Here is a 26,476-nt window from a genome sequence, read left to right as displayed (position 1 = left end):
GCTATGGCTCAAAACGAAGATCAAAAAACGCAAAATCACCGCACCGCACTTGAACAACCTCAAGTGTCCGCAGAGCAAAACGGCACGCCAACGCCGCCCGTAGTAAAAAAACGCCATTGGGGAAAATGTGTGCTGATGATAAGTGCGGTCATTTTTTTGTCTATTTTTTTCCTCATCGCCGCCTTAGCCACCCCGTTCGGGCAGCATAAGCTGATCCAGCTCGCGGATAAATTGATGGATAGCCTGAGCATTGAACGCACAGAGGGGGATTTGCAACAAGGGCTAGTGCTAACCAATCTCACCTATCAGCAACAAGGGGTAAAAACTCATCTCGCCCAAGCCCGCGTGCAACTGGATTTTCATTGCTTAATGCAAAAACAAGTTTGCCTGCGGGATCTCAGCTTGCAAGATCCGCAGATCGAGATCGATACTGCTCTGTTGCCGCCGTCAGAGGAAAAAACCGAAACCAGCAAGCCAATGCACAAAATTGAGCTGCCGATTTCCGTTCAGATGGATCAAGTGAATGTGCAAAATCTGCAAGTTAAGATCGATGAGAACCAAATAAATTTAGCCCGTTTTCACACCGCACTTCGCCTAAATAACGAACAAGGTTTTACCCTTGCTCCAACGCAGATCGATCAATTAATCGTTCAAATGCAAAGCAATGCTTCAACTCAAGCAGAAAACAAGGATACCAAATCAGCGAGCAATGAGGCGAAAAATCCCCCGATTGATTGGCAAACGTTAGAGCAAAAACTCAGCCAGCCACTTTTGGCAGATCTGCCGAACATCGTGCTTCCTTTTGATTTCCACATTCAAAATATTGAAGGAACACAGTGGCAATATGTCAGCACTAATGGCGAACAAAAACAGCAAATTAACCTACCGCACTTACAACTCAAAGCGGACACCAACGGCGATCGCGTTGAACTACAAACACTAAGCATTGAAAGCTCTGTGGGAACGCTTGAAGGGCAGGGGCAAATTCAACTGGCGGAGCAATTTCCGTTGAATGTCAAATTGCAAAGCCATATCGCCCAAATCGAGCAAGAAAAACAGCTTGTTTTACCAAAGACAGATTTAACCCTCAACCTTTCGGGGGAATTACGCGGCAAAACGCAGCTTGATGTACAAACCACTGGTGGGATTAACGCCCATCTGAATGCCGAAGCTCAACTCAACGTGGAGAGAACCCCGCTGAACCTCAGCCTCAGCAGCCAAAATGTGCAGTATCCTTTTGATCTAAAAGAAAAAGATCCGCTGAAAATTAAGGATCTTTCCTTACAAGTCAGTGGGGATTTACTGGATTATCACATTCAGCTCAACGGCAATGCACAGGGTATGGGCGTGCCTCGCACCGAACTGACGAGCCTGATTAACGGGGGGCTTTCGCAAGCGACAATCTCCCAATTTCAACTGAAAACCTTGCAAGGGACGGCAAATTTACAAGGCAATATCAGCTGGGCTGATGGCGTACAATGGCAAAGTGGGCTGGATTTTGCCCAGCTCAATATCACGCCTTATTTGCCGACAATGCCCGCTGTGCTATCGGGAAAACTCGCGACACAAGGCGAGATCAAAGGGCAAAAATGGCAAATGCAGGTGGCTGATTTAGCCATAAACGGCACACTTTCACGCCAACCGCTCAGCTTGGTGGGCGAACTCAACGCCAGTAATGACAACTTATTAACCATTCCAAACTTGGTGTTGGATTACGGCAAAAACCACATCGCTGTAAAAGGCAATGTTGGCAAGCAATCCGACTTAGCACTCAATATCCAAGCTCCTGATTTAAAAGGCTTATTGCCTGATTTATCCGCCAGTTTAGCGGGCTATGCTAATCTCAAAGGGGATATTCACTCGCCGAATATCGATGTGGATTTAACAGGAAGCCGTATCCATTTTCAACAACTGCAACTTAACCAATTTAGCCTGAAAGGCCGTATCAGTGCGGATCAAGTGATTCAAGGAAGTCTTGAGGTAGATATAAACGGCTTGCATTATGACAGTTTTGCCCTCAATCAAGCCAACTTGAGTTTGAAAGGCGATGAGAAAAATCATAGCTTGCAACTCCAATCGCAAGGCAAACCTGTAGCGGCGAATTTAAAAATCACAGGAAATTTTGACCGCACTTCACAAGTTTGGAAAGGCGTGTTAAGTGGCGTGGATATTCAATCCCCTATCGGAAAATGGCAAACCAATCAGGCGGTGAATATCGCCTATAATCAACAAAAAATCGAAGCCAACATTGCTTCCCATTGTTGGCTGAATAGCGACATTGAGCTTTGCTTCCCTACGGCATTTACTGCTGGAAAATCGGTGGAATTACCATTCCAATTACGCAAGTTAGATCTTAATTTAGTGAATAAACTGCTGGAAAAAGAACAATTTAAAGGCATTTTACAAAGTAACGGAAAAGTGGAATGGGCGACTAATCAGCCACTTAAATTAAATGTTGAACTGACGGGCAATCATTTAGAAGTGGCAGAAAAACTGGATTACCGCACCTTTAGACTGCCGATTTCCAATTTAACCGTTAAAGCCCAAATGGCAAACGATCAATTACATTTAGATAGCCAAGTGGATCTTGCGGATAACGGGCGTTTAAAGACTCAACTCAGCGTACAAGATTTAGCCAAATCACGCACGTTAGGCGGCTCGATCAGCGTTCAACATCTGAATTTAAAACTGGCAAATCAGCTACTTTCGAGCGGTGAGAAAGTCAATGGTGAAATTATGGCAAATCTCACCCTTGGCGGAAATCTGAATAACCCGCTATTGCACGGGAATTTTGATGTTAATCAAATCAGTGCCATCACCAAAACCCTGCCTTTTGAAATTAGACAAGGGAACTTGGCTCTGCGTTTTATGGGTAATCACTCCACCTTGCAAGGAGCATTGCAAACCCCAGATAGCCGTTTAGATCTAAGCGGTGATGCCGATTGGCGGGACATAGAACATTGGAACACGCATTTAATCGCCAAAGCCGATCGCTTCAGCGTAAATATCCCCGCAATGGCGAAATTAAAAGTCAGCCCAAATGTAGCGCTTTCTGCCAGCCCGAAATTGTTGGATATTTCTGGCACGGTAGATATTCCTTGGGCAAGAATTGCCATTGAAGATCTACCCGACAGTGCGGTCGCCGTAAGCAGCGATGAAGTGATTTTAGACGGGCCAGACAAAACCAAAATCACCTCGCTCACACAAGGGCAGATCAAAGCACAAACCCAAAGCGGTATGCAAATTCGTTCCGATTTGAAGATCATCATCGGCAAAGAAGTAACACTGAAAGCCTATGGCTTAAAATCTAGTCTTAATGGTACGCTTTCAGTACAGCAAGATAATGGTAATCTCGGATTATACGGACAAATTTATCTGCAAAATGGACGTTACGCTGCTTATGGGCAAGATTTATTTATTCGTAAAGGACAAATTAGCTTCTCGGGTTTACCTTCGCAGCCTATGCTAAATATTGAGGCGATTCGTAATCCAGCTACTATGGAAAATAGTAATGTTACCGCTGGGGTTAAAGTTATTGGACTGGCAAGTTCACCTGAAATTACTGTGTTTTCTGATCCAGCATCCTCACAAGATGAAGCCCTTTCTTATTTACTGACAGGGCGTTCTTTAGAAAACAGCGGCGAAGCGGGAACCGGCGGTTCGATCGGAGCAGCCTTACTCGGAATGGGCTTAGCCAAAAGCGGTAAATTAGTCGGCGGTATTGGCGAAGCCTTTGGTGTTCAAGACCTCAGCTTAGGCACGCAAGGGGTGGGCGACAGCTCAAAAGTTACCGTGAGCGGCAATATTACTCCTCGTTTACAACTCAAATATGGGGTAGGATTATTTGACGGGTTGGCAGAATTTACTGTGCGGTATAAATTACTGCCGCAACTTTATTTACAGTCTGTTTCTGGCGTAAGCCAAGCAGTGGATCTTCTTTATCATTTTGATTTCTAAGGCAATAAGGGCAATGTATGAATAACGAAAACCTTTTAAGCAAAGCGTCGGATTATGTCCATCAGCGTGGCGAAGTGAAAGAAATTGCTGCCATTGATTTAGGCTCGAACAGCTTTCATATGATTATCGCTCGTATTATCAACGGCTCAATTCAAGTGCTTTCTCGCCTCAAACAGAAAGTTCAGCTCGCCGAAGGGCTTGATGAAAACAATCGCCTCAGCCAAGAGGCAATTCAACGAGGGGTAAATTGCCTTGCTCTTTTTGCTGAACGCTTACAAGGTTTCAAGGCGGAAAATGTAAATGTGGTCGGCACATTCACCCTCCGCACTGCCGTTAATAATGATGAATTTTTACGTCAAGCTGCCCAAGTTTTCCCCTATTCTATCAATATTATTAGTGGGCAAACGGAAGCCAAAACCATTTACGCAGGCGTTTCGCATACTCAGCCTGAAATCGGGCGGAAATTTGTGGTGGACATCGGCGGCGGCTCAACAGAAATGATCATAGGTGAAGATTTCCACCCGCTCATCGCCGAAAGTCGCCATATGGGCTGCGTGAGCTTTGCGAAAAAATTCTTTCCCAATGGTGAAATTTCTGCTGAAAATTTTCAGCGGGCAAAACAAAGTGCGGTCAATAAAATTGAAGATTTATCTTTTGAATACCGCAAATTGGGCTGGCAATCAGTACTTGGCTCATCTGGCACGATCAAAACTGTTTACCAAGTGATTGCCGCTAATCTCGATCCAAATGGTATTATCACTCCATCGCGTTTAGCACAGCTTAGCAAAAAAGTGTTATCGGTTCAGCATTTTGATGATCTGCATTTAGACGGGCTAAATGAAGATCGTGCCGATGTGTTCGTGCCAGGGCTTGCTATTTTAACTGCCGTGTTTGAGGTTTTCGGCATTGAAGAAATGCGATATTCTGACGGAGCATTGCGTGAAGGTGTGATGTACAGTCTTGAAAAAACTTTTCAAATGAGCAATATTCGCTTACGCACTGCTCTTGCCCTCACCGAACAATTTAATTTAGATATTGAACAGTCGGAACGTGTTTATAAAAGCGTCAAATTGCTTACTACACAATATACGATTTGGAAAAATCTAAAGTTACAGGAAGAAATATGTGATATTTTGTTTTGGGCTGCCCGACTGCACGAAGTAGGCCTTGTAATCAACCACAAAGGTGTGCAAAAACATTCGGCATATATTTTACAAAATATGGAATTACCGGGTTTTGATAAAGAGCAGCAACGCCTGCTTGCTACTTTAGTTCGCTATCAAATTAATAATATTAAGCTCTCTGATTTGGCCAAATTTTCCCGCTATAACGTACAGGATATCCTTGCCCTAATTCGTCTGCTTCGTTTAGCGATTTTGCTCAATAAATCTCGCCAAGCTAGTGTAATTAGCGAAAAAATAACCCTAAAAACCGACCGCACTTCAACTGAGTGGACATTGCAATTTGAGGACAATTATCTAAATGAAAATCCCCTTATACGAAATGATCTTATTACAGAACATCATCGGCTTAAAGAATTAGGGTTAGCACTCTATTTTGAATAACACATAAAAAACGTATTTAATCTGAGATTAAATACGTTTTCACTTATTAGGATTGGTTAAACCAAAATAAAATTTTGCTCCAAAGACAATATAATTTGAAAGGTGATAAGAATCGCATATTCTTTCGAAATTAATCTAATTTTTTGGGCAAATGAATGTTCATTTGTGGGAATGGGATTTCGATACCTGCTTCGTCAAAGGCGAGTTTGACTTTTTCTGTAACATCAAAATGCACCGCCCAGTAATCGGCAGTATTAACCCAAGGGCGAACCACAAGTTGCACACTGTTTGCCGCTAATGCACCTACCGCAATGGTTGGTTCAGGATCTTTCAACACTCGTTGATCTTGTGACAAGATGCTTGCCACGATGGCTTTCGCTTGTTCAATGTTGGACTTATAGTCAATATCAAAAATAAAATCGATACGCCGTGTAGCGTTGCTGGAATAATTTGTGATGCTGTTGCCAAACACTTTGTCGTTCGGGATTAAGATGGTTTTGTTATCGCCTGTGCGTAATTCCAAAAATAGGATCCCGATTTTCTCTACTTTTCCTACTGTACCGCTAGATTCGATCACATCGCCTTTCTTGAAAGGTTTGAAAAGCAAAATCATCACGCCTGCGGCAAAATTTTGCAGTGAGTTTTGCAATGCTAAGCCAACGGCTAAGCCAGCCGCACCAATTAATGCTACAAGGGAAGAAGTATTAATGCCGAGTTGGGAAAGGGCGGCAATAATCACCATTAAGAGGAATAAAAAATAGCTGATTGAAGAAACAAAACTTTGCAACATTTCATCTTTACTTGAATGTAGCACCGCTTTACCCAGTAATCGGCTCAAGAGGCGGGCGATGCTTTTGCCGATGACATAAATGGCAATGGCAAGTAACAATTTTGTGCCATAGGGTATGAGATATTGTTGTAATAGTTGCGAAAACTCCATTGAATGCACTTTGTTGATTAATTCGGAGGTTTGTGCCGGAAGATTGATGTTTTGCTCTGTAGTGGTTACTTCTGTTGTCATAAATTACCTTTAGCATTAGGGTTGAAAAAACAGCGATAAAATGCACCGCACTTTATCGCTCTCTACTTTTGCTTAGTCAAAAAAACTTGTTAGAGGTTCATTCTGCGTTGTCTTTTTTCTTTGGACGTTGCCAGCCTTGAATGTGGCGTTGTGGCACGCGTGAAATCACCAGTTCATCTTGTGCGATGTTTTTGGTTACCGTTGTGCCTGCCGCAATAGTCGCACCATTTGCAATCTTCACAGGGGCAACGAGTTGGCTGTCTGAGCCGACAAACACGTCATCGCCAATAATAGTTTTAAATTTGTTCGCACCGTCATAATTACAGGTGATCACTCCCGCACCAATATTACAATTTGAGCCAATTTCGCTATCGCCCACATAGCTTAGGTGGTTCACTTTTGAGCCTTTGCCGATGTGTGATTTTTTCACTTCAACGAAGTTGCCAATATGGGTTTCTGCGGCGAGTTCTGTTCCTGGGCGAAGGCGGGAGAAAGGCCCGATTTGAGCTTGTTCGCCAATTACGGCATCTTCAAACACGGAATAAGGTTTGATTTCCACATCATCACCAATTACGCAATCTTTGATAATGCAACCTGCACCAATTTTAACTCGATCGCCCAGCTTCACGTTGCCTTCAATAATCACATTCACATCAATTTCCACATCTTTACCGTGAAGGATTTCACCACGCAGATCAAAGCGGTTGGGATCACGCAAACTCACGCCCGCGAGCAATAATTTTTCCGCTTGTTTACGCTGATAATAACGCTCAAGCTCCGCCAGTTGTAAGCGGTTATTCGCGCCCTCCACTTCCATAATGTCGCTCGCTGGTACAGCGGCAACTTGGCAGTCGTCTTGGTTTGCGAACTTGATCACATCGGTCATATAATATTCGCCTTGTGCGTTGTTGTTATCCAACTTAGCCAACCATTTTTTAAAGCTCGCCCCGCTAGATACCATCACGCCCGTGTTCACTTCTTGAATGGCGAGCTGTTCAGGGCTGGCATCTTTTTGTTCCACAATCGCCACCACATTGCCGTCTTGGCGGATAATTCGCCCGTAGCCCGTTGGGTCGTCCAAATGCGCAGTCAATAATGCAATACCGTTTTCTGGTTTAGCATCAATCAGTTTTTGCAAGGTTTGTGCGGTGATAAGCGGGGCATCGCCATAGAGCATTACGATATTTTCATCGTCCTCAAAGAACGGTGCGGCTTGTTGCATTGCGTGTCCCGTGCCGAGCTGTTCCGCCTGTAGCACCCAATTTACAGGCTCATCAGCCAAGCGTTGCTGTAACAATTCCGCCCCGTGTCCATAAATTAAATGAATATTATCGGCATTGAGCTGTTTTGCTGTATCAATAACGTGCTTCACCATTGGCTTTCCTGCGATGTTATGCAGCACCTTTGGTAAATCGGAATACATTCTTGTGCCTTTACCCGCAGCTAAAATCACCACGCTAAGTTTGTTCATAAAAATTCCTTTGTATTTTAAAGATAAAAAACTTGAGTATTCTATAACAGAAGTGCTTTTCCTGCATTCTTATATTGCTTGCCCGTCCGATCTCTTGAACAGTATCAGAAAATCCAAGAACGGGCATTTACATTTTGTTATTTTTTTGTTAAAAAACAATCTCTATAACAATAATTAATAGAAATCAATGGAAGAACACTATGACAATCAATACTATCTTGAAGCTCAACAAAGAGTTGAAAAATATCAGCATTAATTGCAGGAATTAGTACAAAAAGACTTTTTCCAGATCTCCCTAATAAGTTTAGAAAAATCTCTGGAAAAAATTTAATCTAAAACCAGGTGAAGTTATTATTTTTAATAATCAAAGAACCTTACATACAAGAAATAAATTCAAGCCTAAATTTGATGGAAATGATCGATGGTTGCTAAGACTATTTGGCTTATGGGAAAAACCAAATACCGCTTCTTTTGTTTCCGAACATTGTAATCATCATTTAAAAACAAATCTTAATTAAGGAGTAAATATGTTTATTGAAGGTAGCTTAATCGCTAATAGTTTAATTATTGGCGTGATTCTTCTTGTTATTGCCTCATTTATAGCAGGATATATTGATTCAATTTCAGGAGGGGCAGGGTTGATCCTCATTCCTGCTTTTATGTTAGTGGGTTTGCCACCTCAGTTGGCTCTAGGGCAAGAAAAATTAGTTAGCACAATAGGAACTATTGCAGCAATAAAAAACTTTTTTAGAAATAATTCAATTGTTTGGCGTATTATTCCAGCGGGGATTATCTCTGCATTAATTGGTGCGTATATTGGTGCAAAATTCATTTTATTTTTACCTACCCAAGTAATTTCTTATGTGATTATTGCTCTCTTACCTTTTGGATTACTGGCAGCCTTTATTAAAGGAAAAATAAAAACTGAGGATAATCAAACAATTAAAGAATCACTACTATTGACCTTTATTACTTGCTTTGTGGTTGGGTTTTATGATGGTTTTTTTGGACCAGGCACGGGAAGTTTATTTATTATTGCCCTAACATTATTTAATGGATTAACTTTATTGCAAGCTTCTGCCACTTCAAAGATCTTTAATTTTGCTTCAAATATTGGTGCGTTCGTTGCATTTATTCTTGCAGGTCAAATGGCGTTTCTAATTGGTATTCCAATGATTATAGCAAGTTTAATTGGCAACCATATAGGTAGCTTACACGCCATTAAAACAAATGGTGAAATTGTCCGAAAAATATTAATTGTGACGGTAGGGTTAATGATGATTACCTTATTAGTCCAAGTTTTAAAATAAGATTTCTTTTAACCTTAGCCTTGCTAGCAAAATAGCAAGGCTTTTTTTATAATGACTTATTCTATTTTGAATCTTTAACTAAATTAGATGAAATCTCAATATTACCTCGGCGTGATGTCTGGCACCAGCCTTGACGGCGTGGATCTCGCGTTAATGGATTTTTCGCTCCAACCTGCCCAGCTAGTGGCAACGGATTTTGTGCCAATGCCACAAAATTTGCGTGAAAATCTCACCGCACTTATCCATTCAGGGCAAGGTACGTTACAACAAATTGGCGAATTGGATCAGCAACTCGGCTTGCTGTATGCAGACAGCATCAACCAATTTTTAACCAAGCATTCCCTTTCTTCCACACAAATTCAAGCGGTGGGCTGCCACGGGCAAACCATTTGGCACGCACCGCAGGGGCAATTTCCGTTCACTTGGCAGATTGGTGACGCCAATGTGATCGCTGCCAAAACGGGAATTACCACCATCGCCGATTTTCGCCGTAAAGATATGGCTTATGACGGACAGGGTGCACCGCTCGTTCCTGCCTTTCATCAAGGTGTGTTTGCTGATCCTACGCGGATCACCGTGGTGCTGAATATCGGCGGAATCAGCAATATTTCCGTACTTGCCCCAAACCAGCCTGTGATTGGTTATGATACGGGCGTAGGCAATGCTTTAATGGACAGTTGGATCGCCAAGCATCAAGGTAAGTCTTACGATAAAAACGGTGAATGGGCGAAAACGGGGCAAAGCAATGCCGCTTTGTTGCAAGCCCTATTAGCGGATCCTTATTTTTCGTTGCCTGCCCCGAAAAGCACAGGGCGAGAGCGGTTTAATTTGGCGTGGCTGGAAAAAATCCTCGCTAAACAGACCGCACTTTTTCCGCTTGCTCCGCAAGACGTGCAAGCCACGCTGGCGGAATTTACCGCCCAATGCACAGTTCGAGAACTCGCAGGGGTTGCTCAATCTGACTTACCGCGTCTTTTGTTGGTCTGTGGCGGCGGGGCGAGAAATCCTGTGATAATGGCACATTTACAACGCCTGCTCCCTGAATGGCAGCTCGCTACCACCACGGATTACGGTTTGGACGCGGATTATTTAGAAGCCGCCGCCTTCGCGTGGCTAGCTTATCGCCGAATGGAAAATCTTCCCTCCAATGAACCAAGCGTAACAGGAGCGAGCCGTGCGGTGAGCTTAGGGGGGATTTATCCTAAGGATTAATAAATTAAAGTGAAAAACTTGACAGTCAATGTAACACCTTGTTTTATAAGGTCATCTATCGAGTAGATGAACCTCTCGGTCGCAAATATTTTTATATTACGCCAAAATAATCTGAGGTTGGTAAGTAAATTAATTTTTGAATCCCACAAAAATATTTCTTATTCGAACCAAATTAATGATGCCATTCTTCCTGTTTGTTTATCTCGTCTAAAAGAAAAGAAATTTTCCCGTTCTAAATAGGTGCAATGCTCGCCACCGCTAATTTGCGAAATGCCTAATTTATTAAGACGTAATCGGGCGATGTGATAAAGATCCGCAAGGTATTTGCCTTGCTCGCTAGGATCTGGCATAAAGGCTTGCGCGGCATTGGGATCTTGTGCGATAAATTGTTGGCGGACATCTTCTCCTACCTGAAAAGATGTTGGCCCGATAGCAGGCCCGAACCACGCGATAATCTCTTGTGGTTGAGCTTGGAATTGTTGCACCGTTCGTTCTAATATGCCATTGCATAAACCTCGCCAACCGGCGTGAGCGGCGGCGACTTCATTGCCTTGTTGGGAGGTAAAGAGGACGGGCAGGCAATCTGCGGTCATTACAAGGCAAACTTGGTTCGGTTGATTGGTATAAACCGCATCGGCATCTACATTGTTGCCCTCATAAGGCAGACGAATTACCCTTGTGCTGTGCGTTTGATTTAGGAAAAGAGGAAATTGTGGTAAATGAAAACGCTCCACCAATAAAGTGCGGTTATTTTTGACCGCACTTTTTTTATCGCCAACATGATCGCCAAGGTTAAAGCTGTCATAAGGCGGCAGGCTTACACCGCCTTGCCTTGTGGTGGTAAAAGCCTGAATAGTTTTCGCGACTGTCCAATTGGGTTTGATGGCATCCATTTTAATAATCCAATTCGTCTTTGTGTGCGAGGTAATCTGCTTTTAAGGCATTGACTAAGCCGACAAAATCCTCTGGCAGCGGTGCGTACCATTCCATTAATTCCCCTGTGATTGGGTGTTCCAAGCGTAACATTATGGCGTGCAAGGCTTGGCGTTTGAAATTGCGTAACGTGGTGAGCAATTCCTCACTGGCGTTTTTCGGTGGACGAGGGCGTCCGCCATAGGTTTGATCGCCTAATAATGGGTGGGCGATATGTGCCATATGTACGCGAATTTGATGCGTTCTGCCCGTTTCCAAGCGAAGGCGTAAGCGGGTGTAATTGCGGAAGCGTTCCATTACGCGATAGTGGGTTGTGGCAGGCTTGCCCATTGGGTGAACTGCCATATGGGTGCGTTTGGTTGGGTGGCGTGCCATGGGTTCGTCCACCGTGCCACCTTGGGTCATAATGCCGTAAGCAATGGCTTCATATTCGCGAGTGATTTTGCGTTTTTGCAGATCTCGCACTAATTTAGTTTGGGCGGGAATGGTTTTTGCCACCACCATTAAGCCTGTGGTGTCTTTGTCTAAGCGGTGAACAATGCCCGCACGTGGCACTTCGGCAATGGGTGGATAATGATAAAGCAAGGCATTTAATACTGTGCCATTCGGGTTGCCCGCACCGGGGTGAACCACCATATCTTTTGGCTTGTTGATAACGATAATGTCATCATCTTCATAGACAATATTGAGCGGAATATTTTCTGGCTCAAAACGGCTTTCATCTTCCACTTCAACATTAATGGTGATCTGTTCGCCGCCATAAACTTTACTGCGTGGCACATTCACCACTTCACCATTTACTTTCACCAGATCATCTTCGATCCAAGTTTTCAAACGTGAACGAGAATAATCAGGGAACATTTCCGCTAAACTTTGGTCTAAACGTTGTCCCATCTGACTTGGCTGAACTTCTGCTGATAATGTAAGATATGCCATAAAATAAATCCGTGAATAATTTGCTTATTTAGCAATGTGCTATAAAATACGGAATATTGTAACTTATTTATTATTGCTCGTAAAAAAAGGATTCATCAATGCGTAAATTAACGTCTTTTACACTGGTTGCTCTCGTTGCGTTAGCCGTAAGTGCTTGCTCTAGTTCAGGAAAAGAGATAGAACAAGGCTCAGAACAAGAACTTTACACAAAAGGGCAGAGTTATTTGCAAAATGGCGATTATTCTCAAGCTGTACGCTATTTAGAAGCGGTGAAAAATCGTTTTCCTGCAATGAGTTACAGCGAACAAACACAGTTAGGCTTGATTTACGCCTATTATAAATCTCAAGAATATACAAAAGCGTTATCAGCAGCTGAAGCTTTTTTACAGCGATATCCTAATAGCCCAAATGTGGATTATGTTGTTTATATGGCAGGATTAACGAATTTCGCTTCAGGTGATAATTTCTTGCAAGATTTTTTTGGTATAGATCGTGCAACAAGAGATGCAGCAGCGATGAAAGCAGCGTTTGCAAATTTTCGGACGCTTGTGCAATATTTTCCTAATAGTGTTTATGCACAAGATTCTTTAGCTAGAATGGCTTATATTAAAGCTGCTTTAGCTCGTCACGAATTAGCTATTGCAAAATTTTATATGAAACGTAATGCTTACGTTGCGGTAGCAAATCGTGTAGCAGATATGCTTCGTCAATATCCAGATACCCAAGCTACTCTTGAAGCATTGCCTTTGATGAAATATGCTTATGAGAAAATGAACTTAGTTGAATTAGCTAAACAAACGGAAACATTGATTCAGGCAAATAAAGGGAAAGTATTTGAAAAAGTAAGCTTGCCACCATCTTCTGGATTAGAAAATCTTATTAAATAAGCAATAATAAAAAGTGCGGTATTTTTTCAATAAAAAAACACCGCACTTTTTAAAATATCTAGTTAAATTATTTCTTCAACGCCCCCATAATCCCTCGCATAATTTGTTTGGTGATTTGGTTGCGGATATTACGCCCGACGGATTTCGCCACACTGCTCACCACTTGTTCGGTAACGCTGAGCTGTTCGCCGCGTTTTTTCTTACCAAACAACATTCGGCTGAGGCTGCCCATAATGCCGTTATCCTCTTCCTGTTGGGCTTGTTCCGCTTGCTTTTGAGCGACGGCGGCAAGATCCGCTTGTTCTTGCAACATTTCAAAAGCGGAAATGTTGTCCACATAATTATTGTAGTAAGTGTAAAGATCATCGTCTTTTACCCATTGCTCACGTTGCTCAAGAGAAATCGGTTTCAGTTGGCTTTTCGGCGGGTAAATATAGGCGATTTCCACTGGTGTTGGCATTCCTTTTTCATCAAGGAAAGATACCAAAGCCTGCCCCACATCCAACGAGGAAATGCTTTCCACTACATTGACTTTCGGGTTTGAGCGGAAGGTTTCCGCCGCCGATTTCACCGCTTTTTGATCCCGTGGCGTAAAAGCACGCAAGGCGTGTTGTACGCGGTTGCCGAGTTGCCCTAAAACGGTGTCGGGCAAATCCAATGGATTTTGCGTAACGAAATAGATCCCCACGCCTTTGGAGCGAATTAGGCGAACCACTTGCTCCACTTTATCCACCAGCACTGCCGGTGCACCGTCAAATAATAAATGGGCTTCGTCAAAAAACATCACAAATTTTGGCTTGTCTGGATCGCCCACTTCAGGCAGTTGTTCAAACAATTCCGCCATTAACCACAGCAAAAACGCACTGTACATTCGTGGCGAGTTGATCAATTTTTCTGAATTTAGCACATTGATCACCCCTCGCCCATCGCGAGTTTGTAGCCAATCCTCAAGATTTAACGCGGGCTCACCAAAAAGCTTTGCCGCTCCCTCATTTTCTAAGGTGAGCAAGGCGCGCTGAATTGCACCCACGCTGGCGGCGGAAACATTGCCGTACTCTAATTGGAATGTTTTGGCATTTTCTGCCACATATTTCAGCATCGCACGCAGATCTTTTAAGTCAATCAGTAAAAGCCCTTTATCATCGGCTACGCGGAACACCAAATTGAGCAAGCCCTCTTGGGTGGCATTCAAATTGAGCAAACGGGAAAGCAGTAACGGCCCCATTTCGGAAATGGTGGTTCGTAGCGGGATTCCCGTTTCGCCAAATACGTCCCAGAATGACACGGGATAGCCCTGCAAATAGCTTTCATCGCCCAAATGAAATTGTTTGATACGCTCAGCGACTTTGCCCTGAAACTCGCCTGCTTTGACTAATCCCGACAAATCCCCTTTCACGTCCACCAAAAAAACGGGTACGCCGTCATCACTGAATGCCTCTGCCATTTTGCGTAACGTAACGGTTTTCCCTGTCCCTGTTGCCCCCGCGATCAAGCCGTGACGGTTTGCCATTTTGGCAGTTAATCCTAAGGTTTCACCCTGTTCTGTTTGTGCTAATGAGTATTGCATACAAGCCTCTGAGTAAGTCAAACTTTTGTAAAGTTAAAGAAAAAATAGAGTGCGGTTAAAAAATTAATTTAATCACAAATTTTAAACGAGAAAATAAACATCGCTTCTCATTCCCTATGATAGTGATCTTATTTTTCCATATCATTCATTCCCGTTATCATACCTTACCACTTTCTTTATTACCACTTTAAGCCGTGATGATAAGCTGTAGATGATGAAGTTTATGGGAGATTATGGTTAAATTTAGTATTAAAAGAACATATAAAAGCCCCTTTGTTGAGGAAATTTGATACAGTTCCTAAAATACTATGAAAAAACATACTCAACTTTCTGATTTTATGGGAAAATTAACTCTCCTGTTTTCTAATAGAATAAGATTATGACAACACCTGATTATCAATGGCCAAAGCCAGTCTTACTTTATCCAGATCGTAATAACAAGTCTTATCGGTTAAAACGTTTACGTTATCGTTTGCGAAGTTGGTTACATTTTAACTATATCAAGAAATTTGAACATTTCGTAAATCAGCAACCTTGGTTAATTAATCTATTAGAATCTCGAGCCGATTGGAGCTATCCTATTGCACATCGTTTTTTAGATAAACGCTTTACTCGTAAACAACGATTTGTGGCGGTTTGTGATAATTTGCAATTTTTACCTATTGAACTTGCAAAATTAGGTATCGCTCCATTGTGGGAACGTCCCATTTCTTTTGGAGAAGTTATTCCAGATTTTGAGCTTATTCTCACTTTAACGACCCATCAACCAATGGAAGGTTATTGGACGTTTGAGCTTATTCATAAACCAACAAATGAACTTATCTATTTATTGACCTTTGGTAAAGTGGAAGACGCCTTACTTATTGCTGTTGTGCAGGGACCAAATTGTGAAGGTTCAAAAGATATCGTAAAACAATTAACAAAGCAGTGTTATGGGTTAAGGCCTGCTTATTTAATGGTTGAAGTGATGAAGATTTTTACTCAAGTTTTAGGCTATAAGCGTTTGTTGGGAATACCACAGAAGTATCAAAATAAATCTCGTTTTGTTCGGGCTTCTAGATATATAGTCGATTACGATGTGATTTTTAAAGAAAGTGGAGGCGTTTTAAAAGAATATTGGCAACTTCCAATAGGTATTGAAATGAAAGATTTAGAAACCGTGTCGAGTAATAAGCGATCGATGTATCGTAAACGTTATGCAATGTTGCAAAATATTCAGCAGGTTTTTTATCAAGTACTCAATGTAAAAAATAATGATAGCTTAAGTTTAAAATAAGATCAGGTAGTGTATAACATATAAGGGATAGCTGATTTTGGAGCTAAAAACAATATTAAAAAAGGGGCTGTAGTAGATTAGCAACAATGCTATACTACAAAAATGAAGATAACATATTGTAAATTAAAGAAATCTATACAGAAAAAAACTGCTTGAGTTTTTTGTCGCAGAAGTTACTGCAAGAACGGCAGCAAATTTGCTAGATATTCAACCGAATACAGCCGCTTTGTTCTACCATAAAATCAGGCTTGTGATTGGCCATCATTTATCCCTTGAAGTTAACGAGATTTTTGAGGGGGAAATTGAACTAGACGAAAGCTATTTTGGTGGTCATCGAAAGGGAAAACGAGGACGAGGAGCGGCTGGAAAAGTTGCTGTTTTTGGGTTACTAAAACGACAAGGAAAGGTATTTACTGTTGTGGTTGAAAACACCAAGAGTGAAACATTACTCCCTGTTAAAAGAAAAATCAAGCCTGATAGCTGGGTTTATACGGACACTTATCGCAGTTATGATGCTCTTGATGTGAGTGAATTTCACCACGAACGAATCAATCATTCCGAGCTATTTGCGGTGAAACAAAATCATATTAATGGCATTGAAAATTTTTGGAATCAGGCGAAGCGGATACTGCGAAAATATAATGGAATTAACCGAAAAAACTTTCCTTTATTCTTGAAGGAATGTGAATTTCGGTTTAACTTTGGGACACCAAAAGAGCAGTTAAAAATATTGCGAAAATGGTGTGAAATTTAGGGCTAATCTACTACAGCCCCTTAAAAAATACCGCACTTTACATTTGAAAAATCAGGGCGAATTGCCCTGATTGAGTGAGAAATTATTCCAAACGTTCGCCGTGTGAAGTGAGATCTAAACCTTGACGTTCTTCATCTCTCTCTACGCGAAGTGTCATAAATTTGCTCATTCCCCATAATAAAGCAAACGAAACCGCACTGCTATAAACGAGAGTGATAAGGACGCTTTCAATTTGTATCCAAAGGCTTGCCCCTTCGCTGCCCGTGATGTCGTCGGAAACGAAAATGCCAGTTAAAACGGCTCCCACAATTCCACCAATACCGTGGATTCCAAAGGCGTCTAAGGAATCATCGTAGCCTAATTTGTATTTGAGTTTGGTTACGGAGAAGAAGCAGATCACACTGGTGATAAAGCCAATGAAAACCGCACTTTGTGCATCAACGAAGCCTGCCGCTGGGGTGATACCCACTAACCCCGCCACAGCCCCCGAAGCCAAGCCTAAGGCGGACGGTTTGTGGCGATAGCAAGCTTCACAGAAAATCCACGCTAATGCACCAACAGCGGCAGAAATTTGTGTGGTTACCATTGCCATTCCCGCATAAAACAGGGCTAGCCCAGGGATTGTCATAAACAGAACTAAAATGGCGGATAACATTACCCAAGCGGTATCCCCCGCACTAATGACTGAGAAAGGTTGCACCCAGCCTGATAAAGCGGCGTGCGATGTCAGGGGGAAGCATAAAAGGGTTAATAACCCACTGAATTTTTTCATTTTGCGATTCCTCAATTCGTTTTCTATGTTATAGAGCTTGTTCACCGGTTTCTTTGGTACGAATACGCACCACTTGCTCCAAAGGAAGCACGAAAATTTTGCCGTCGCCCACTTTTCCGCTTTGAGCGACATCAACGATAGCATCGATTGCGGGTTCAACTAGATCATCGGCAAGGGCAATATCAATTTGAATTTTCGGGATAAAATCCACCTGATATTCACTCCCACGATAAATTTCAGTATGCCCTTTTTGCCGTCCAAAGCCCCGCACTTCGCTGACGGTAATGCCACGAATGCCAATGGCGGTTAAGGCTCCTTTCACGTCCTCTAGCCTAAAAGGTTGAATAATGGCACTGATGAGTTTCATAAAGTTCTCCTGTATGATGGTTAGTATAATTAATGTTGTGTTTGCTTGGGTTTTATATATAAAAATACAAATTTGATTGGATATTTTCAAATAATAAGATGATTTGTTTATATAATATTTCAAATTGAAAGTGATTTGAGATAACGAATTGAAGATAGTGTAAGTAATAGGGTAAGGTGGATTTGTGCAAGTTTATTTTGAAATCAAATGACTATAGTTTGATGGTGGGAAGAAAGCCCATTGTTTATTCAAACAATGGGCGATCTAAGAGATAACCCCTACAACGAAATAGAAGGGTAATTTCTTTAATTAACGTTTTAGCGACTGCAGTGGGTAAACGGCATAATCATCTAAATTCTTCACGCTTTCCACTAAGGCTTCGGCGGCGGCGAGGGTGGTTTGGATAAACACTTTTTGTTGTAATGCGCTGCGGCGAATAGAATGGCTGTCTTCCACGCTTTCAGGCAGGCTGCCTACGGTGTTTATCACCATAGCAATTTCGCCATTTTTGATCGCGTCCACAATATGTGGGCGGCCTTCACGCACTTTATTGACGATTTGCGCGAAGATGCCGTTTTCACGCAGGAAGTTCGCCGTGCCAATGGTGGCGCATAAGCCGTAGCCTTGTTCTTGCAAGCGCTGGGCGATTGGTAATAAACGCGCTTTATCTTTGTTATCCACGGAAAGGAACACTTTACCTGTTTTCGCAATGCGTTCGCCTGCGCCGAGTTGGGCTTTGATGAAGGCTTCGGCAAAGGTTTCGCCCACGCCCATTACTTCGCCAGTAGAGCGCATTTCAGGGCCTAAGATGGTATCTACCCCTGGGAATTTGATGAATGGGAAAACCGCTTCTTTCACTGCATAAAAGTGCGGTTGAATTTCGCCTTGAATTTGCTGTTCGCTGAGGCTCATTCCTGCCATTACACGCGCGGCGATTTTGGCTAATGGTCGCCCTGTGGCTTTGCTCACAAACGGCACAGTACGGCTGGCACGCGGGTTCACTTCTAACACATAAACCACGCCATCTTGCACGGCAAATTGCACGTTCATTAAACCTACCACGTTCAAGGCTTTCGCCATTGCTACCGTTTGACGGCGAATTTCATCTTGAATCTCATTGCTCAAAGAGTATGGCGGAAGTGAACACGCACTATCACCACTGTGAATACCCGCTTGTTCGATGTGTTGCATAATGCCACCGATCACCACTTGTTCGCCATCGCAAATGCAATCCACATCTACTTCAATGGCATTGTTTAGGAAATGGTCGAGCAAAATCGGGCTGTCGTCCGACACTTGCACCGCCTCACGCATATATTGATTGAGTTCGTCCACGTTATACACGATTTGCATTGCACGCCCGCCCAGCACATAAGAAGGACGCACCACCAGTGGATAGCCCACTTCTTCCGCCAATTTCACCGCATCAATGGCATTGCGTGCGGTGCGGTTGTTTGGCTGTTTTAAGCCGAGCTGTTGTAAAATTTGTTGGAAACGCTCGCGATCTTCCGCCGCGTCAATGCTATCCGCCGATGTGCCGATAATCTTCACGCCATTTTCTGCCAAGGCATTTGCCAATTTCAGCGGGGTTTGACCGCCATAATGCACGATTACGCCATAAGGCTGTTCAACGTGAATGATTTCTAACACATCTTCAAGGGTGAGCGGCTCAAAATAAAGGCGATCTGAGGTGTCAAAATCGGTGGAAACCGTTTCAGGGTTACAGTTCACCATAATGGTTTCAAAGCCGCTTTCACGCAAGGCAAGGGCGGCGTGTACACAGCAATAATCAAACTCAATACCTTGCCCGATGCGGTTCGGCCCACCGCCTAAGATCATAATTTTTTTACGATCAGAAGGATTGGCTTCGCATTCTTCTTCATAGGTGGAATAAAGGTATGCGGTGTCGGATTTAAACTCGCCCGCACAGGTATCCACCCGTTTATAGACAGGGTGAAGATGGAAAGATTTGCGTAAATTTCGCACCGCACTTTCACTACTTTTCACTAGCTGAGCAATGCGTTTGTCGGAGAAGCCTTTGCGTTTTAGGCGGCGAAGCTCTGCATAATCGAGCTGTTCCAGCGTTTTTTGCTCAAGTGCCAATTCTTCTTGCACCAAATCTTGAATTTGCACTAAGAACCACGGGTCGATTTTGGAATAATGATGCACTTCTTCCAAGCTAAAGCCCGCACCAAAGGCATCAGCAACGTAAAGAATGCGGTTCGGGCCAGGGTTACCTAGCTCGGTGCGGATTTTCTCAGGGGCTTCGGAAAGCAAATTAAACCCACAAATGCCCGTTTCCAAACCACGCAAGGCTTTTTGTAAGCTTTCTTGGAAAGTGCGTCCCATTGCCATCACTTCCCCTACGGATTTCATTTGCGTGGTTAAGCGATCGTCCGCTTGCGGGAATTTTTCAAAGGCAAAGCGTGGCACTTTGGTAACCACATAATCAATAGATGGTTCAAAAGAGGCAGGGATTAATCCCCCCGTGATGTCGTTCCGCAATTCGTTTAGCGTATAGCCCACCGCTAATTTCGCTGCCACTTTTGCGATGGGGAAGCCCGTGGCTTTCGAGGCGAGGGCAGAAGAACGGCTCACACGCGGGTTCATTTCGATCACGATCATTTCGCCGTTGGCAGGATTAATGGCAAATTGTACGTTTGAACCGCCCGTATCCACGCCAATTTCACGCAACACCGCAAGGCTGGCGTTACGCATAATTTGATATTCTTTATCGGTGAGCGTTTGCGCTGGCGCAACGGTGATGGAATCTCCCGTATGCACGCCCATTGGGTCGAAGTTTTCAATGGAGCAGACGATAATGCAGTTGTCTGCTTTGTCCCTCACCACTTCCATTTCATATTCTTTCCAGCCGAGTACGGACTGTTCGATTAATAATTCGTGGGTTGGCGAGGCATCAAAACCGCGTTCGCAAATGGCGACAAATTCATCACGGTTATAGGCGATCCCGCCGCCCGAACCGCCCATTGTGAAAGAGGGACGAATTAGGGTTGGGAAGCCCACTTCCGCCTGTGCCGCCCAAGCTTCATCAAAGGTATGGCAGACAAAGGATTTTGGCGTATTTAAGCCAATTTTCGCCATTGCTTCTTTAAAGCGTCCGCGATCTTCCGCCTTATCAATGGCATCTTCACTTGCCCCGATCAGTTCCACGCCGTATTTTTTCAGCACGCCATTTTTGGATAAGTCTAAGGCACAGTTCAACGCAGTCTGCCCGCCCATTGTTGGCAAAATGGCATCAGGGCGTTCTTTCTCAATGATTTTTTCTACCGTCTGCCAAGTGATCGGCTCGATGTAGGTTACGTCCGCCATATCGGGATCGGTCATAATGGTGGCAGGGTTAGAGTTCACTAGCACCACCTTATACCCTTCTTCACGCAAGGCTTTACAGGCCTGCGCGCCTGAGTAGTCAAATTCACAAGCCTGCCCAATCACAATCGGGCCAGCACCGATAATTAATATTGTCTTTATGTCTGTACGTTTTGGCATTTTATTTCTCTGTATTCGTTAAAATTTTAGGATTATTCATTTATGTAATCGTTATATAATCAGTTATTCAGTGGCATCCTCTGGGAGGAAAAATTTACCACTTGCGACTTCAATGACTTTTCCACCTACCCAGATGGTTTTATCCTTATCCACTTTTAAAGAAAGTCGGTTTGGGCGGTTGATCACATCGCCTTGGAAAATTTGCCAATCCAGTGGAATGCGATGATTTTTAATTGCCCAGCCTCCAAGATTTGCTGCCGCTGAGCCTGTACCGGGATCTTCTAACACTGCCCCTTGTTGTGGAAAAAACAGGCGAGAGGTTACTTTGTCTTCCGCTTCGTGCCACAAATAAAGGGAACGATTATGAAAGTGCGACAAGAAAAGTGCGGTGTTAATTTTGCACGTTTTTACCGCTTGCTCGCTGACTAGTTGTACTAAGGTTTGCTCTGTTCCTGTATTGACATTCACCACCTCGCCCACAAGGTTTTCAGGGGCCAAGCCGAGCATTTCTGCCATTGCAGTCGGCTGAATAGGGCTGAGTGTTAGGCTGATGGGATTGCGTAACCCAAAGGTAATGTGTTCATTTTGATGAATGATTTCCACCAAGCCCGCTTCCGTTTCCAGTTGATAATGTTTAGGCAAATTAAGCCATTGATGTAGCACCGCTGCCGCTCCAATGGTGGGGTGTCCAGCGAATGGCATTTCATAATCTGGAGTAAAAATCTTTAATTTTCGTACCGCACTTTGTGTTTTCGCCTGCTGCACGAACACCGTTTCCGATAAATTAAACTGGCGTGCGATAAGTTGCATTGTGTCTTGCGAAAGCTCATCAGCCTCTGGAAATACTGCTAAGGGGTTACCACCAAAATGGCTTTTCGCAAACACGTTCGCAATCACATAAGGATAAGCTTGCATTGGTTACTTCCCTTGTGCTAACGCCGCGACAAATTTATCAAACAAATAGGCAACATCATTTGGACCAGGGCTGGCTTCAGGGTGGCCTTGGAAAGAGAATGCCACTTGATCGGTTAGCTCAATGCCTTGCACGGAATTATCAAATAAAGAGCGGTGGGTTATTTTCACATTTTTTGGCAAGCTGTGTTCGTCCACTTCAAAACCGTGGTTTTGGCTGGTGATATACACTTTTTGCGAATCCAAATCCTGCACGGGGTGGTTTGCACCGTGGTGGCCGAATGGCATTTTTTTAGTTTTTCCACCCACCGCAAGGCCTAATAATTGGTGGCCTAAACAAATGCCGAAAATTGGTTTTTTGCTTGCCAGTAAAGTTTGGATCGCACTAATGGCGTAATCACAGGGTTCAGGATCGCCTGGGCCATTGGATAAGAAAATGCCGTCTGGTTGGTAAGCCAGCACTTGCTCGGCGGAAGTTTTAGCTGGCACAACGGTGATTTTACAGCCACGCTCTGCCAACATTCTGAGAATATTGTGCTTCACGCCGAAATCGTAAGCGACAATATGATATTTCTGTTCTGGCTGTGGATTATAGCCTTTGCCTAATTGCCATTCCCCTTGTGTCCATTCATAAGGCGCTTGGCAGGTAACTTGCTGGGCTAAATCTTTGCCAGCCATTGAACCAAAACTTTGTGCCAGTGTAAGGGCTTTTTGTTCATCAACTTCGCCTGCCATAATGCAGCCTGCCATTGCCCCTTTATCACGCAATAAACGGGTTAAACGGCGCGTATCAATGTCTGCAATGGCCACTACGTTATTGGCTTTTAAATAATCTGCTAGGCTTTGATTGGCGCGGAAATTGCTGTGTAATAAAGGTAAATCGCGAATGATTAATCCGCTGGCATACACCGCATTGCTTTCTTGATCTTCATTATTGGTGCCAGTGTTGCCAATATGGGGATAGGTTAGAGTAACGATTTGTTGGAAATAGGAAGGATCAGTCAAGATTTCTTGATAACCGGTCATTGACGTATTAAACACCACTTCGCCAATGGTTGTGCCACTTGCGCCAATAGAGGTGCCGTGGAAAACGCTGCCGTCAGCCAAGACTAAAATTGCTGGACTAGACATAAAAAACTCCTTAATTGTAGGTGAACACTTACGAATGCTCATTAACCGAAATTTAGCAAAAAAACACCGCACTTTATGTCTGGCGTTTAGGCTAAATTACATTGGTGGTTAGCTCACAGGCTAAACGGGCTAATTCTAAAAGACAATAGCCCAATATTCAAGCAAATTCGTAAGGAATAAACAATATATTTATTCATTAATTTTGCATAAATAATCAATATAATGCAAGCGATTTATTTTTCTCTGATTTATTTTGTAGATTTTCACCAAGTTGTTTACAATGTACCTTATTTTAAGTAACAAGGCTTATTTATGAAAAAATCCGTATTACTTGCCAGCCTGGTGCTGGGTTCTGCAATGCTTACAGGCTGTGCCACGCTTGATCCACAAACGGGGGAGCGCAAAGATCCTTTAGAGGGCTTTAACCGCGCAATGTTTGATTTTAACTATCATGTCGCTGATCCTTATCTTCTTAAACCTGTTGCAAAAGGCTGGAAAAACTATGTGCCGCAGCCAGTGAAAACGGGCATTATTAATGTGGCGAATAACCTTGATGAGCCAGCCAGTTTCGTCAATCGCCTATTGCAAGGTGAATTTAAAAAAGCAATGGTGCATTTTAATCGCTTCTGGATTAACAGTATTTTTGGCTTAGGCGGCTTGATTGACTGGGCAAGTGCAAGCCCACCATTACGCGTGGAAGAAAAACGCCGCTTCGGTGATACATTAGGTGCTTATGGTGTCGAAACGGGTACTTATGTGATGTTACCAATGTATGGACCTGCAACGCCACGCCAAGATCTAGGCAATTTAGTCGATACTACCTACCCAATGCTATCTTTGCTTGGCCCTTGGGGATTATTGAAATGGGGTATTCAAGGCATTGATAGTCGTGCCAAACTGCTTGATAAAGACGCCCTTTTACAACAAGCACAAGATCCTTATGTCACCTTCCGTGAAGCCTATTTCCAAAATTTGGAATATCATGTTAAAGATGGCAATGTGAGCAGTGAAACGCCCGCATTATCGGCTGACGAACTAAAAGAAATTGACTAAAGACTAAAAATAAGAAGGAATGAAAAATGGAAATGACCTCAACACAGCGTTTGATCTTAGCCAATCAATATAAATTAATGGGCTTATTAGATCCAAATAATGCGACGCAATATACACGCTTGGAGACGATCGTGAAAGGCGGATTTGGCTTAGAATTAAAAGAGTTAGACAAAGAGTTCTCTAACCTTTCAGAACAAGAATGCCAAACTGTGCGCGACACGCTGGAAATGTACCACGCCTTGCACGTTTCTTATAATAATCTCGGCGACAAATCTGCTGTTACGCCACACCGTTTACAATTTGCCGGTTATTGTGCGGTGCGTGAGAAAAAATACCTCAATTACTTACGTTTTATCACCACCACAGAGGGTAAATACCCAGAATTTATGCAATGCGAACACGGCTGTGATTCACAAACGCCAATGTGGGATAAATATATCAAAATGCTTGAAGCTTGGCGTAGCTGTCCGCACGAATATCATTTAAGTATGGCAGAAATTCAGAAGATTTTGAATGCTTAAAGATTCGGGACTGTAACAGATACAATGGAATACACCAGTATTGGTATAAGATTATAAAATATAAGGGAGCAGCTCATAATGCTCCCTTTTTTATTATGCGGTTAATTGTTTTAAAATACGGCGTACTGGCTCAGCCGCACCCCACAATAATTGATCACCTACAGTAAAGGCGGCGAGATATTCAGGCCCCATCGCTAATTTGCGTAAACGCCCTACTGGTACGCTTAATGTACCTGTTACTTTAGCAGGCGTTAATTCACGTAAGGTGGTTTCTTTATCATTTGGAATCACTTTCACCCATTCATTGTGCGATGCCAAAATTTGTTCAATTTCCTCTAATGGTAAATCTTTTTTCAACTTAATAGTGAAAGCTTGGCTGTGGCAACGTAATGCACCGATACGCACGCATAAACCGTCCACTGGGATTGGATTGTCGCTTAAACCTAAAATTTTGTTGGTTTCTGCGTAGCCTTTCCATTCCTCTTTGGTTTGCCCTGTTTCTGGCAATAATTTGTCAATCCAAGGGATTAAGCTACCAGCAAGTGGGGCGCCAAAGTTATCGATTGGGAAAGAAGCATCACGCATTTTTGCTGTTACTTTGCGTTCAATGTCTAAAATTGATGAGGCAGGGTTGCTCAATTCAGCGTTTACGGACGCTTCCAATTCGCCCATTTGCACTAATAATTCACGCATATTTTTCGCACCTGCACCTGATGCGGCTTGGTAAGTGGCAACAGATACCCATTCCACTAAATCACGCTCAAATAAGCCACCCAATGCCATTAACATTAAGCTAACGGTGCAGTTACCGCCAACGAAGGTTTTCACGCGATTTTTTAGCCCTTCGCTAATCACATTTTGGTTTACGGGGTCAAGCACGATGATCGCGTCTTTATCCATACGCAATGCAGAAGCAGCGTCAATCCAATAGCCGTTCCAGCCTGTGGCTTTTAATTTTGGATACACTTCGTTGGTGTAATCACCACCTTGACAGGTAACGATAATATCTAATTTTTGTAATTCAGCGATGTCAAAGGCATCTTTTAACACGCCTGCATCTTTACCAGCAAATACAGGCGCTTTTTGACCTGCTTGTGAAGTGGTGAAAAAGATAGGGTTGATATTAGCGAAATCATTTTCTTGTTGCATACGATCCATTAGCACTGAGCCAACCATTCCACGCCAACCGATAAAACCTACGTTTTGCATAAATTTTTCCTTATAGATAATGTTGTGTTGAAAAGAGAATACTGGTGAAATGAGGTGAGCAATTTTATGATTAATGATGCTCACTTGCTAGCTCATTACACCAACTATTCGCAAA

20 protein-coding genes and 1 pseudogene are annotated in these 26,476 nt (G+C 43.0%); 10 read left to right on the top strand and 11 right to left on the bottom strand.

Annotated features, from left to right (window positions below; all coding sequences use genetic code 11):
* The first annotated feature begins 3 nt into the window (after nt 1-3).
* Nucleotides 4-3,957, top strand: coding sequence for an autotransporter assembly complex protein TamB (gene tamB, locus HBL79_RS09665; protein ID WP_081637517.1), 3,954 nt, complete (start codon nt 4-6; stop codon nt 3,955-3,957).
* A gap of 17 nt (nt 3,958-3,974) precedes the next feature.
* A complete protein-coding gene (ppx, locus tag HBL79_RS09660; protein ID WP_035686266.1) occupies nt 3,975-5,522 on the top strand; it encodes an exopolyphosphatase in 1,548 nt (515 codons plus the stop codon).
* 130 nt (nt 5,523-5,652) lie between these two features.
* Here the strand turns inward: ppx and HBL79_RS09655 are convergent, their stop codons facing one another.
* Nucleotides 5,653-6,543 (bottom strand): mechanosensitive ion channel family protein, encoded by an 891-nt coding sequence (locus tag HBL79_RS09655; protein ID WP_035686263.1) that lies wholly within the window; start codon nt 6,541-6,543, stop codon nt 5,653-5,655.
* A 97-nt stretch (nt 6,544-6,640) separates the two neighbouring features.
* On the bottom strand, nt 6,641-8,014 hold the full coding sequence (glmU, locus tag HBL79_RS09650) for a bifunctional UDP-N-acetylglucosamine diphosphorylase/glucosamine-1-phosphate N-acetyltransferase GlmU (RefSeq protein ID WP_035686260.1): 1,374 nt from the start codon (nt 8,012-8,014) through the stop codon (nt 6,641-6,643).
* A 350-nt stretch (nt 8,015-8,364) separates the two neighbouring features.
* Between glmU and HBL79_RS09645 the strand changes: the two genes are divergently transcribed.
* The 3 genes from HBL79_RS09645 (at nt 8,365) to HBL79_RS09635 (ending at nt 10,536) form a co-directional block, all read left to right on the top strand.
* On the top strand, nt 8,365-8,532 hold the full coding sequence (locus HBL79_RS09645) for a hypothetical protein (RefSeq protein ID WP_124994920.1): 168 nt from the start codon (nt 8,365-8,367) through the stop codon (nt 8,530-8,532).
* Between the two features lie 9 nt (nt 8,533-8,541).
* Nucleotides 8,542-9,324, top strand: a complete 783-nt coding sequence (locus HBL79_RS09640) for a sulfite exporter TauE/SafE family protein (RefSeq protein WP_035686257.1) — start codon at nt 8,542-8,544, stop codon at nt 9,322-9,324.
* 87 nt (nt 9,325-9,411) lie between these two features.
* Nucleotides 9,412-10,536: an anhydro-N-acetylmuramic acid kinase gene (locus HBL79_RS09635; protein ID WP_035686254.1), complete on the top strand. Its 1,125-nt coding sequence runs from the start codon at nt 9,412-9,414 to the stop codon at nt 10,534-10,536.
* A gap of 158 nt (nt 10,537-10,694) precedes the next feature.
* Here HBL79_RS09635 and pgeF read toward each other — a convergent pair whose 3' ends face one another.
* Both pgeF and rluD read right to left on the bottom strand, forming a co-directional pair.
* Nucleotides 10,695-11,429 (bottom strand): peptidoglycan editing factor PgeF, encoded by a 735-nt coding sequence (gene pgeF / locus HBL79_RS09630; protein WP_035686251.1) that lies wholly within the window; start codon nt 11,427-11,429, stop codon nt 10,695-10,697.
* 1 nt (nt 11,430) lies between these two features.
* A complete protein-coding gene (gene rluD / locus HBL79_RS09625) occupies nt 11,431-12,405 on the bottom strand; it encodes a 23S rRNA pseudouridine(1911/1915/1917) synthase RluD (RefSeq protein WP_035686249.1) in 975 nt (324 codons plus the stop codon).
* 98 nt (nt 12,406-12,503) lie between these two features.
* Between rluD and HBL79_RS09620 the strand changes: the two genes are divergently transcribed.
* Nucleotides 12,504-13,292: an outer membrane protein assembly factor BamD gene (locus HBL79_RS09620; protein WP_021724796.1), complete on the top strand. Its 789-nt coding sequence runs from the start codon at nt 12,504-12,506 to the stop codon at nt 13,290-13,292.
* Nucleotides 13,293-13,359: 67 nt separating this feature from the next.
* On the opposite strand, the gene HBL79_RS09615 is transcribed toward HBL79_RS09620, so the two are convergent.
* On the bottom strand, nt 13,360-14,859 hold the full coding sequence (locus HBL79_RS09615; RefSeq protein ID WP_035686247.1) for a helicase HerA-like C-terminal domain-containing protein: 1,500 nt from the start codon (nt 14,857-14,859) through the stop codon (nt 13,360-13,362).
* Nucleotides 14,860-15,238: 379 nt separating this feature from the next.
* Between HBL79_RS09615 and HBL79_RS09610 the strand changes: the two genes are divergently transcribed.
* A complete protein-coding gene (locus HBL79_RS09610; RefSeq protein ID WP_035686244.1) occupies nt 15,239-16,135 on the top strand; it encodes a VirK/YbjX family protein in 897 nt (298 codons plus the stop codon).
* Between the two features lie 102 nt (nt 16,136-16,237).
* Nucleotides 16,238-16,889: pseudogene (locus HBL79_RS09605) on the top strand (IS1595 family transposase).
* A gap of 82 nt (nt 16,890-16,971) precedes the next feature.
* Here HBL79_RS09605 and HBL79_RS09600 read toward each other — a convergent pair.
* The 5 genes from HBL79_RS09600 to carA form a co-directional block, all read right to left on the bottom strand.
* Nucleotides 16,972-17,661: an ammonium transporter gene (locus tag HBL79_RS09600; protein WP_035686237.1), complete on the bottom strand. Its 690-nt coding sequence runs from the start codon at nt 17,659-17,661 to the stop codon at nt 16,972-16,974.
* A gap of 28 nt (nt 17,662-17,689) precedes the next feature.
* Nucleotides 17,690-18,028: a P-II family nitrogen regulator gene (locus HBL79_RS09595; RefSeq protein WP_035686235.1), complete on the bottom strand. Its 339-nt coding sequence runs from the start codon at nt 18,026-18,028 to the stop codon at nt 17,690-17,692.
* Nucleotides 18,029-18,337: 309 nt separating this feature from the next.
* Complete coding sequence (carB, locus tag HBL79_RS09590; RefSeq protein ID WP_035686233.1) at nt 18,338-21,535, bottom strand: carbamoyl-phosphate synthase large subunit; 3,198 nt, start codon at nt 21,533-21,535, stop codon at nt 18,338-18,340.
* A 63-nt stretch (nt 21,536-21,598) separates the two neighbouring features.
* Complete coding sequence (locus HBL79_RS09585; RefSeq protein ID WP_035686231.1) at nt 21,599-22,450, bottom strand: PhzF family phenazine biosynthesis protein; 852 nt, start codon at nt 22,448-22,450, stop codon at nt 21,599-21,601.
* A 3-nt stretch (nt 22,451-22,453) separates the two neighbouring features.
* A complete protein-coding gene (carA, locus tag HBL79_RS09580) occupies nt 22,454-23,578 on the bottom strand; it encodes a glutamine-hydrolyzing carbamoyl-phosphate synthase small subunit (protein ID WP_035686229.1) in 1,125 nt (374 codons plus the stop codon).
* 312 nt (nt 23,579-23,890) lie between these two features.
* On the opposite strand from carA, the gene HBL79_RS09575 reads away from it, so the two are divergent.
* Together HBL79_RS09575 and HBL79_RS09570 are read left to right on the top strand one after the other, a co-directional pair.
* Nucleotides 23,891-24,631: an MlaA family lipoprotein gene (locus HBL79_RS09575; RefSeq protein WP_035686227.1), complete on the top strand. Its 741-nt coding sequence runs from the start codon at nt 23,891-23,893 to the stop codon at nt 24,629-24,631.
* 26 nt (nt 24,632-24,657) lie between these two features.
* Entirely contained in the window at nt 24,658-25,152 is a 495-nt protein-coding gene (locus tag HBL79_RS09570) for a YfbU family protein (RefSeq protein WP_035686224.1), read from the top strand.
* A gap of 93 nt (nt 25,153-25,245) precedes the next feature.
* Here the strand turns inward: HBL79_RS09570 and asd are convergent, their stop codons facing one another.
* Nucleotides 25,246-26,361 (bottom strand): aspartate-semialdehyde dehydrogenase, encoded by a 1,116-nt coding sequence (gene asd / locus HBL79_RS09565; RefSeq protein ID WP_035686221.1) that lies wholly within the window; start codon nt 26,359-26,361, stop codon nt 25,246-25,248.
* Nucleotides 26,362-26,476: the final 115 nt, after the last annotated feature.

The sequence above is a fragment of the Avibacterium paragallinarum genome (assembly GCF_011765605.1).
Lineage (GTDB): Bacteria > Pseudomonadota > Gammaproteobacteria > Enterobacterales > Pasteurellaceae > Avibacterium > Avibacterium paragallinarum.
The sequence above is the reverse complement of the archived record's forward strand: the minus strand, read 5'-3'. Positions and strand labels throughout refer to the sequence as shown.

Bases quoted from the DNA above. Each gene is read 5' to 3' on its own strand.
- tamB (WP_081637517.1), top strand. From the start codon at position 4: ATGGCTCAAAACGAAGATCAAAAAACGCAAAATCACCGCACCGCACTT.
- ppx (WP_035686266.1), top strand. From the start codon at position 3,975: ATGAATAACGAAAACCTTTTAAGCAAAGCGTCGGATTATGTCCATCAG.
- HBL79_RS09655 (WP_035686263.1), bottom strand. From the start codon at position 6,543: ATGACAACAGAAGTAACCACTACAGAGCAAAACATCAATCTTCCGGCA.
- glmU (WP_035686260.1), bottom strand. From the start codon at position 8,014: ATGAACAAACTTAGCGTGGTGATTTTAGCTGCGGGTAAAGGCACAAGA.
- HBL79_RS09640 (WP_035686257.1), top strand. From the start codon at position 8,542: ATGTTTATTGAAGGTAGCTTAATCGCTAATAGTTTAATTATTGGCGTG.
- HBL79_RS09635 (WP_035686254.1), top strand. From the start codon at position 9,412: ATGAAATCTCAATATTACCTCGGCGTGATGTCTGGCACCAGCCTTGAC.
- pgeF (WP_035686251.1), bottom strand. From the start codon at position 11,429: ATGGATGCCATCAAACCCAATTGGACAGTCGCGAAAACTATTCAGGCT.
- rluD (WP_035686249.1), bottom strand. From the start codon at position 12,405: ATGGCATATCTTACATTATCAGCAGAAGTTCAGCCAAGTCAGATGGGA.
- HBL79_RS09620 (WP_021724796.1), top strand. From the start codon at position 12,504: ATGCGTAAATTAACGTCTTTTACACTGGTTGCTCTCGTTGCGTTAGCC.
- HBL79_RS09615 (WP_035686247.1), bottom strand. From the start codon at position 14,859: ATGCAATACTCATTAGCACAAACAGAACAGGGTGAAACCTTAGGATTA.
- HBL79_RS09610 (WP_035686244.1), top strand. From the start codon at position 15,239: ATGACAACACCTGATTATCAATGGCCAAAGCCAGTCTTACTTTATCCA.
- HBL79_RS09600 (WP_035686237.1), bottom strand. From the start codon at position 17,661: ATGAAAAAATTCAGTGGGTTATTAACCCTTTTATGCTTCCCCCTGACA.
- HBL79_RS09595 (WP_035686235.1), bottom strand. From the start codon at position 18,028: ATGAAACTCATCAGTGCCATTATTCAACCTTTTAGGCTAGAGGACGTG.
- carB (WP_035686233.1), bottom strand. From the start codon at position 21,535: ATGCCAAAACGTACAGACATAAAGACAATATTAATTATCGGTGCTGGC.
- HBL79_RS09585 (WP_035686231.1), bottom strand. From the start codon at position 22,450: ATGCAAGCTTATCCTTATGTGATTGCGAACGTGTTTGCGAAAAGCCAT.
- carA (WP_035686229.1), bottom strand. From the start codon at position 23,578: ATGTCTAGTCCAGCAATTTTAGTCTTGGCTGACGGCAGCGTTTTCCAC.
- HBL79_RS09575 (WP_035686227.1), top strand. From the start codon at position 23,891: ATGAAAAAATCCGTATTACTTGCCAGCCTGGTGCTGGGTTCTGCAATG.
- HBL79_RS09570 (WP_035686224.1), top strand. From the start codon at position 24,658: ATGGAAATGACCTCAACACAGCGTTTGATCTTAGCCAATCAATATAAA.
- asd (WP_035686221.1), bottom strand. From the start codon at position 26,361: ATGCAAAACGTAGGTTTTATCGGTTGGCGTGGAATGGTTGGCTCAGTG.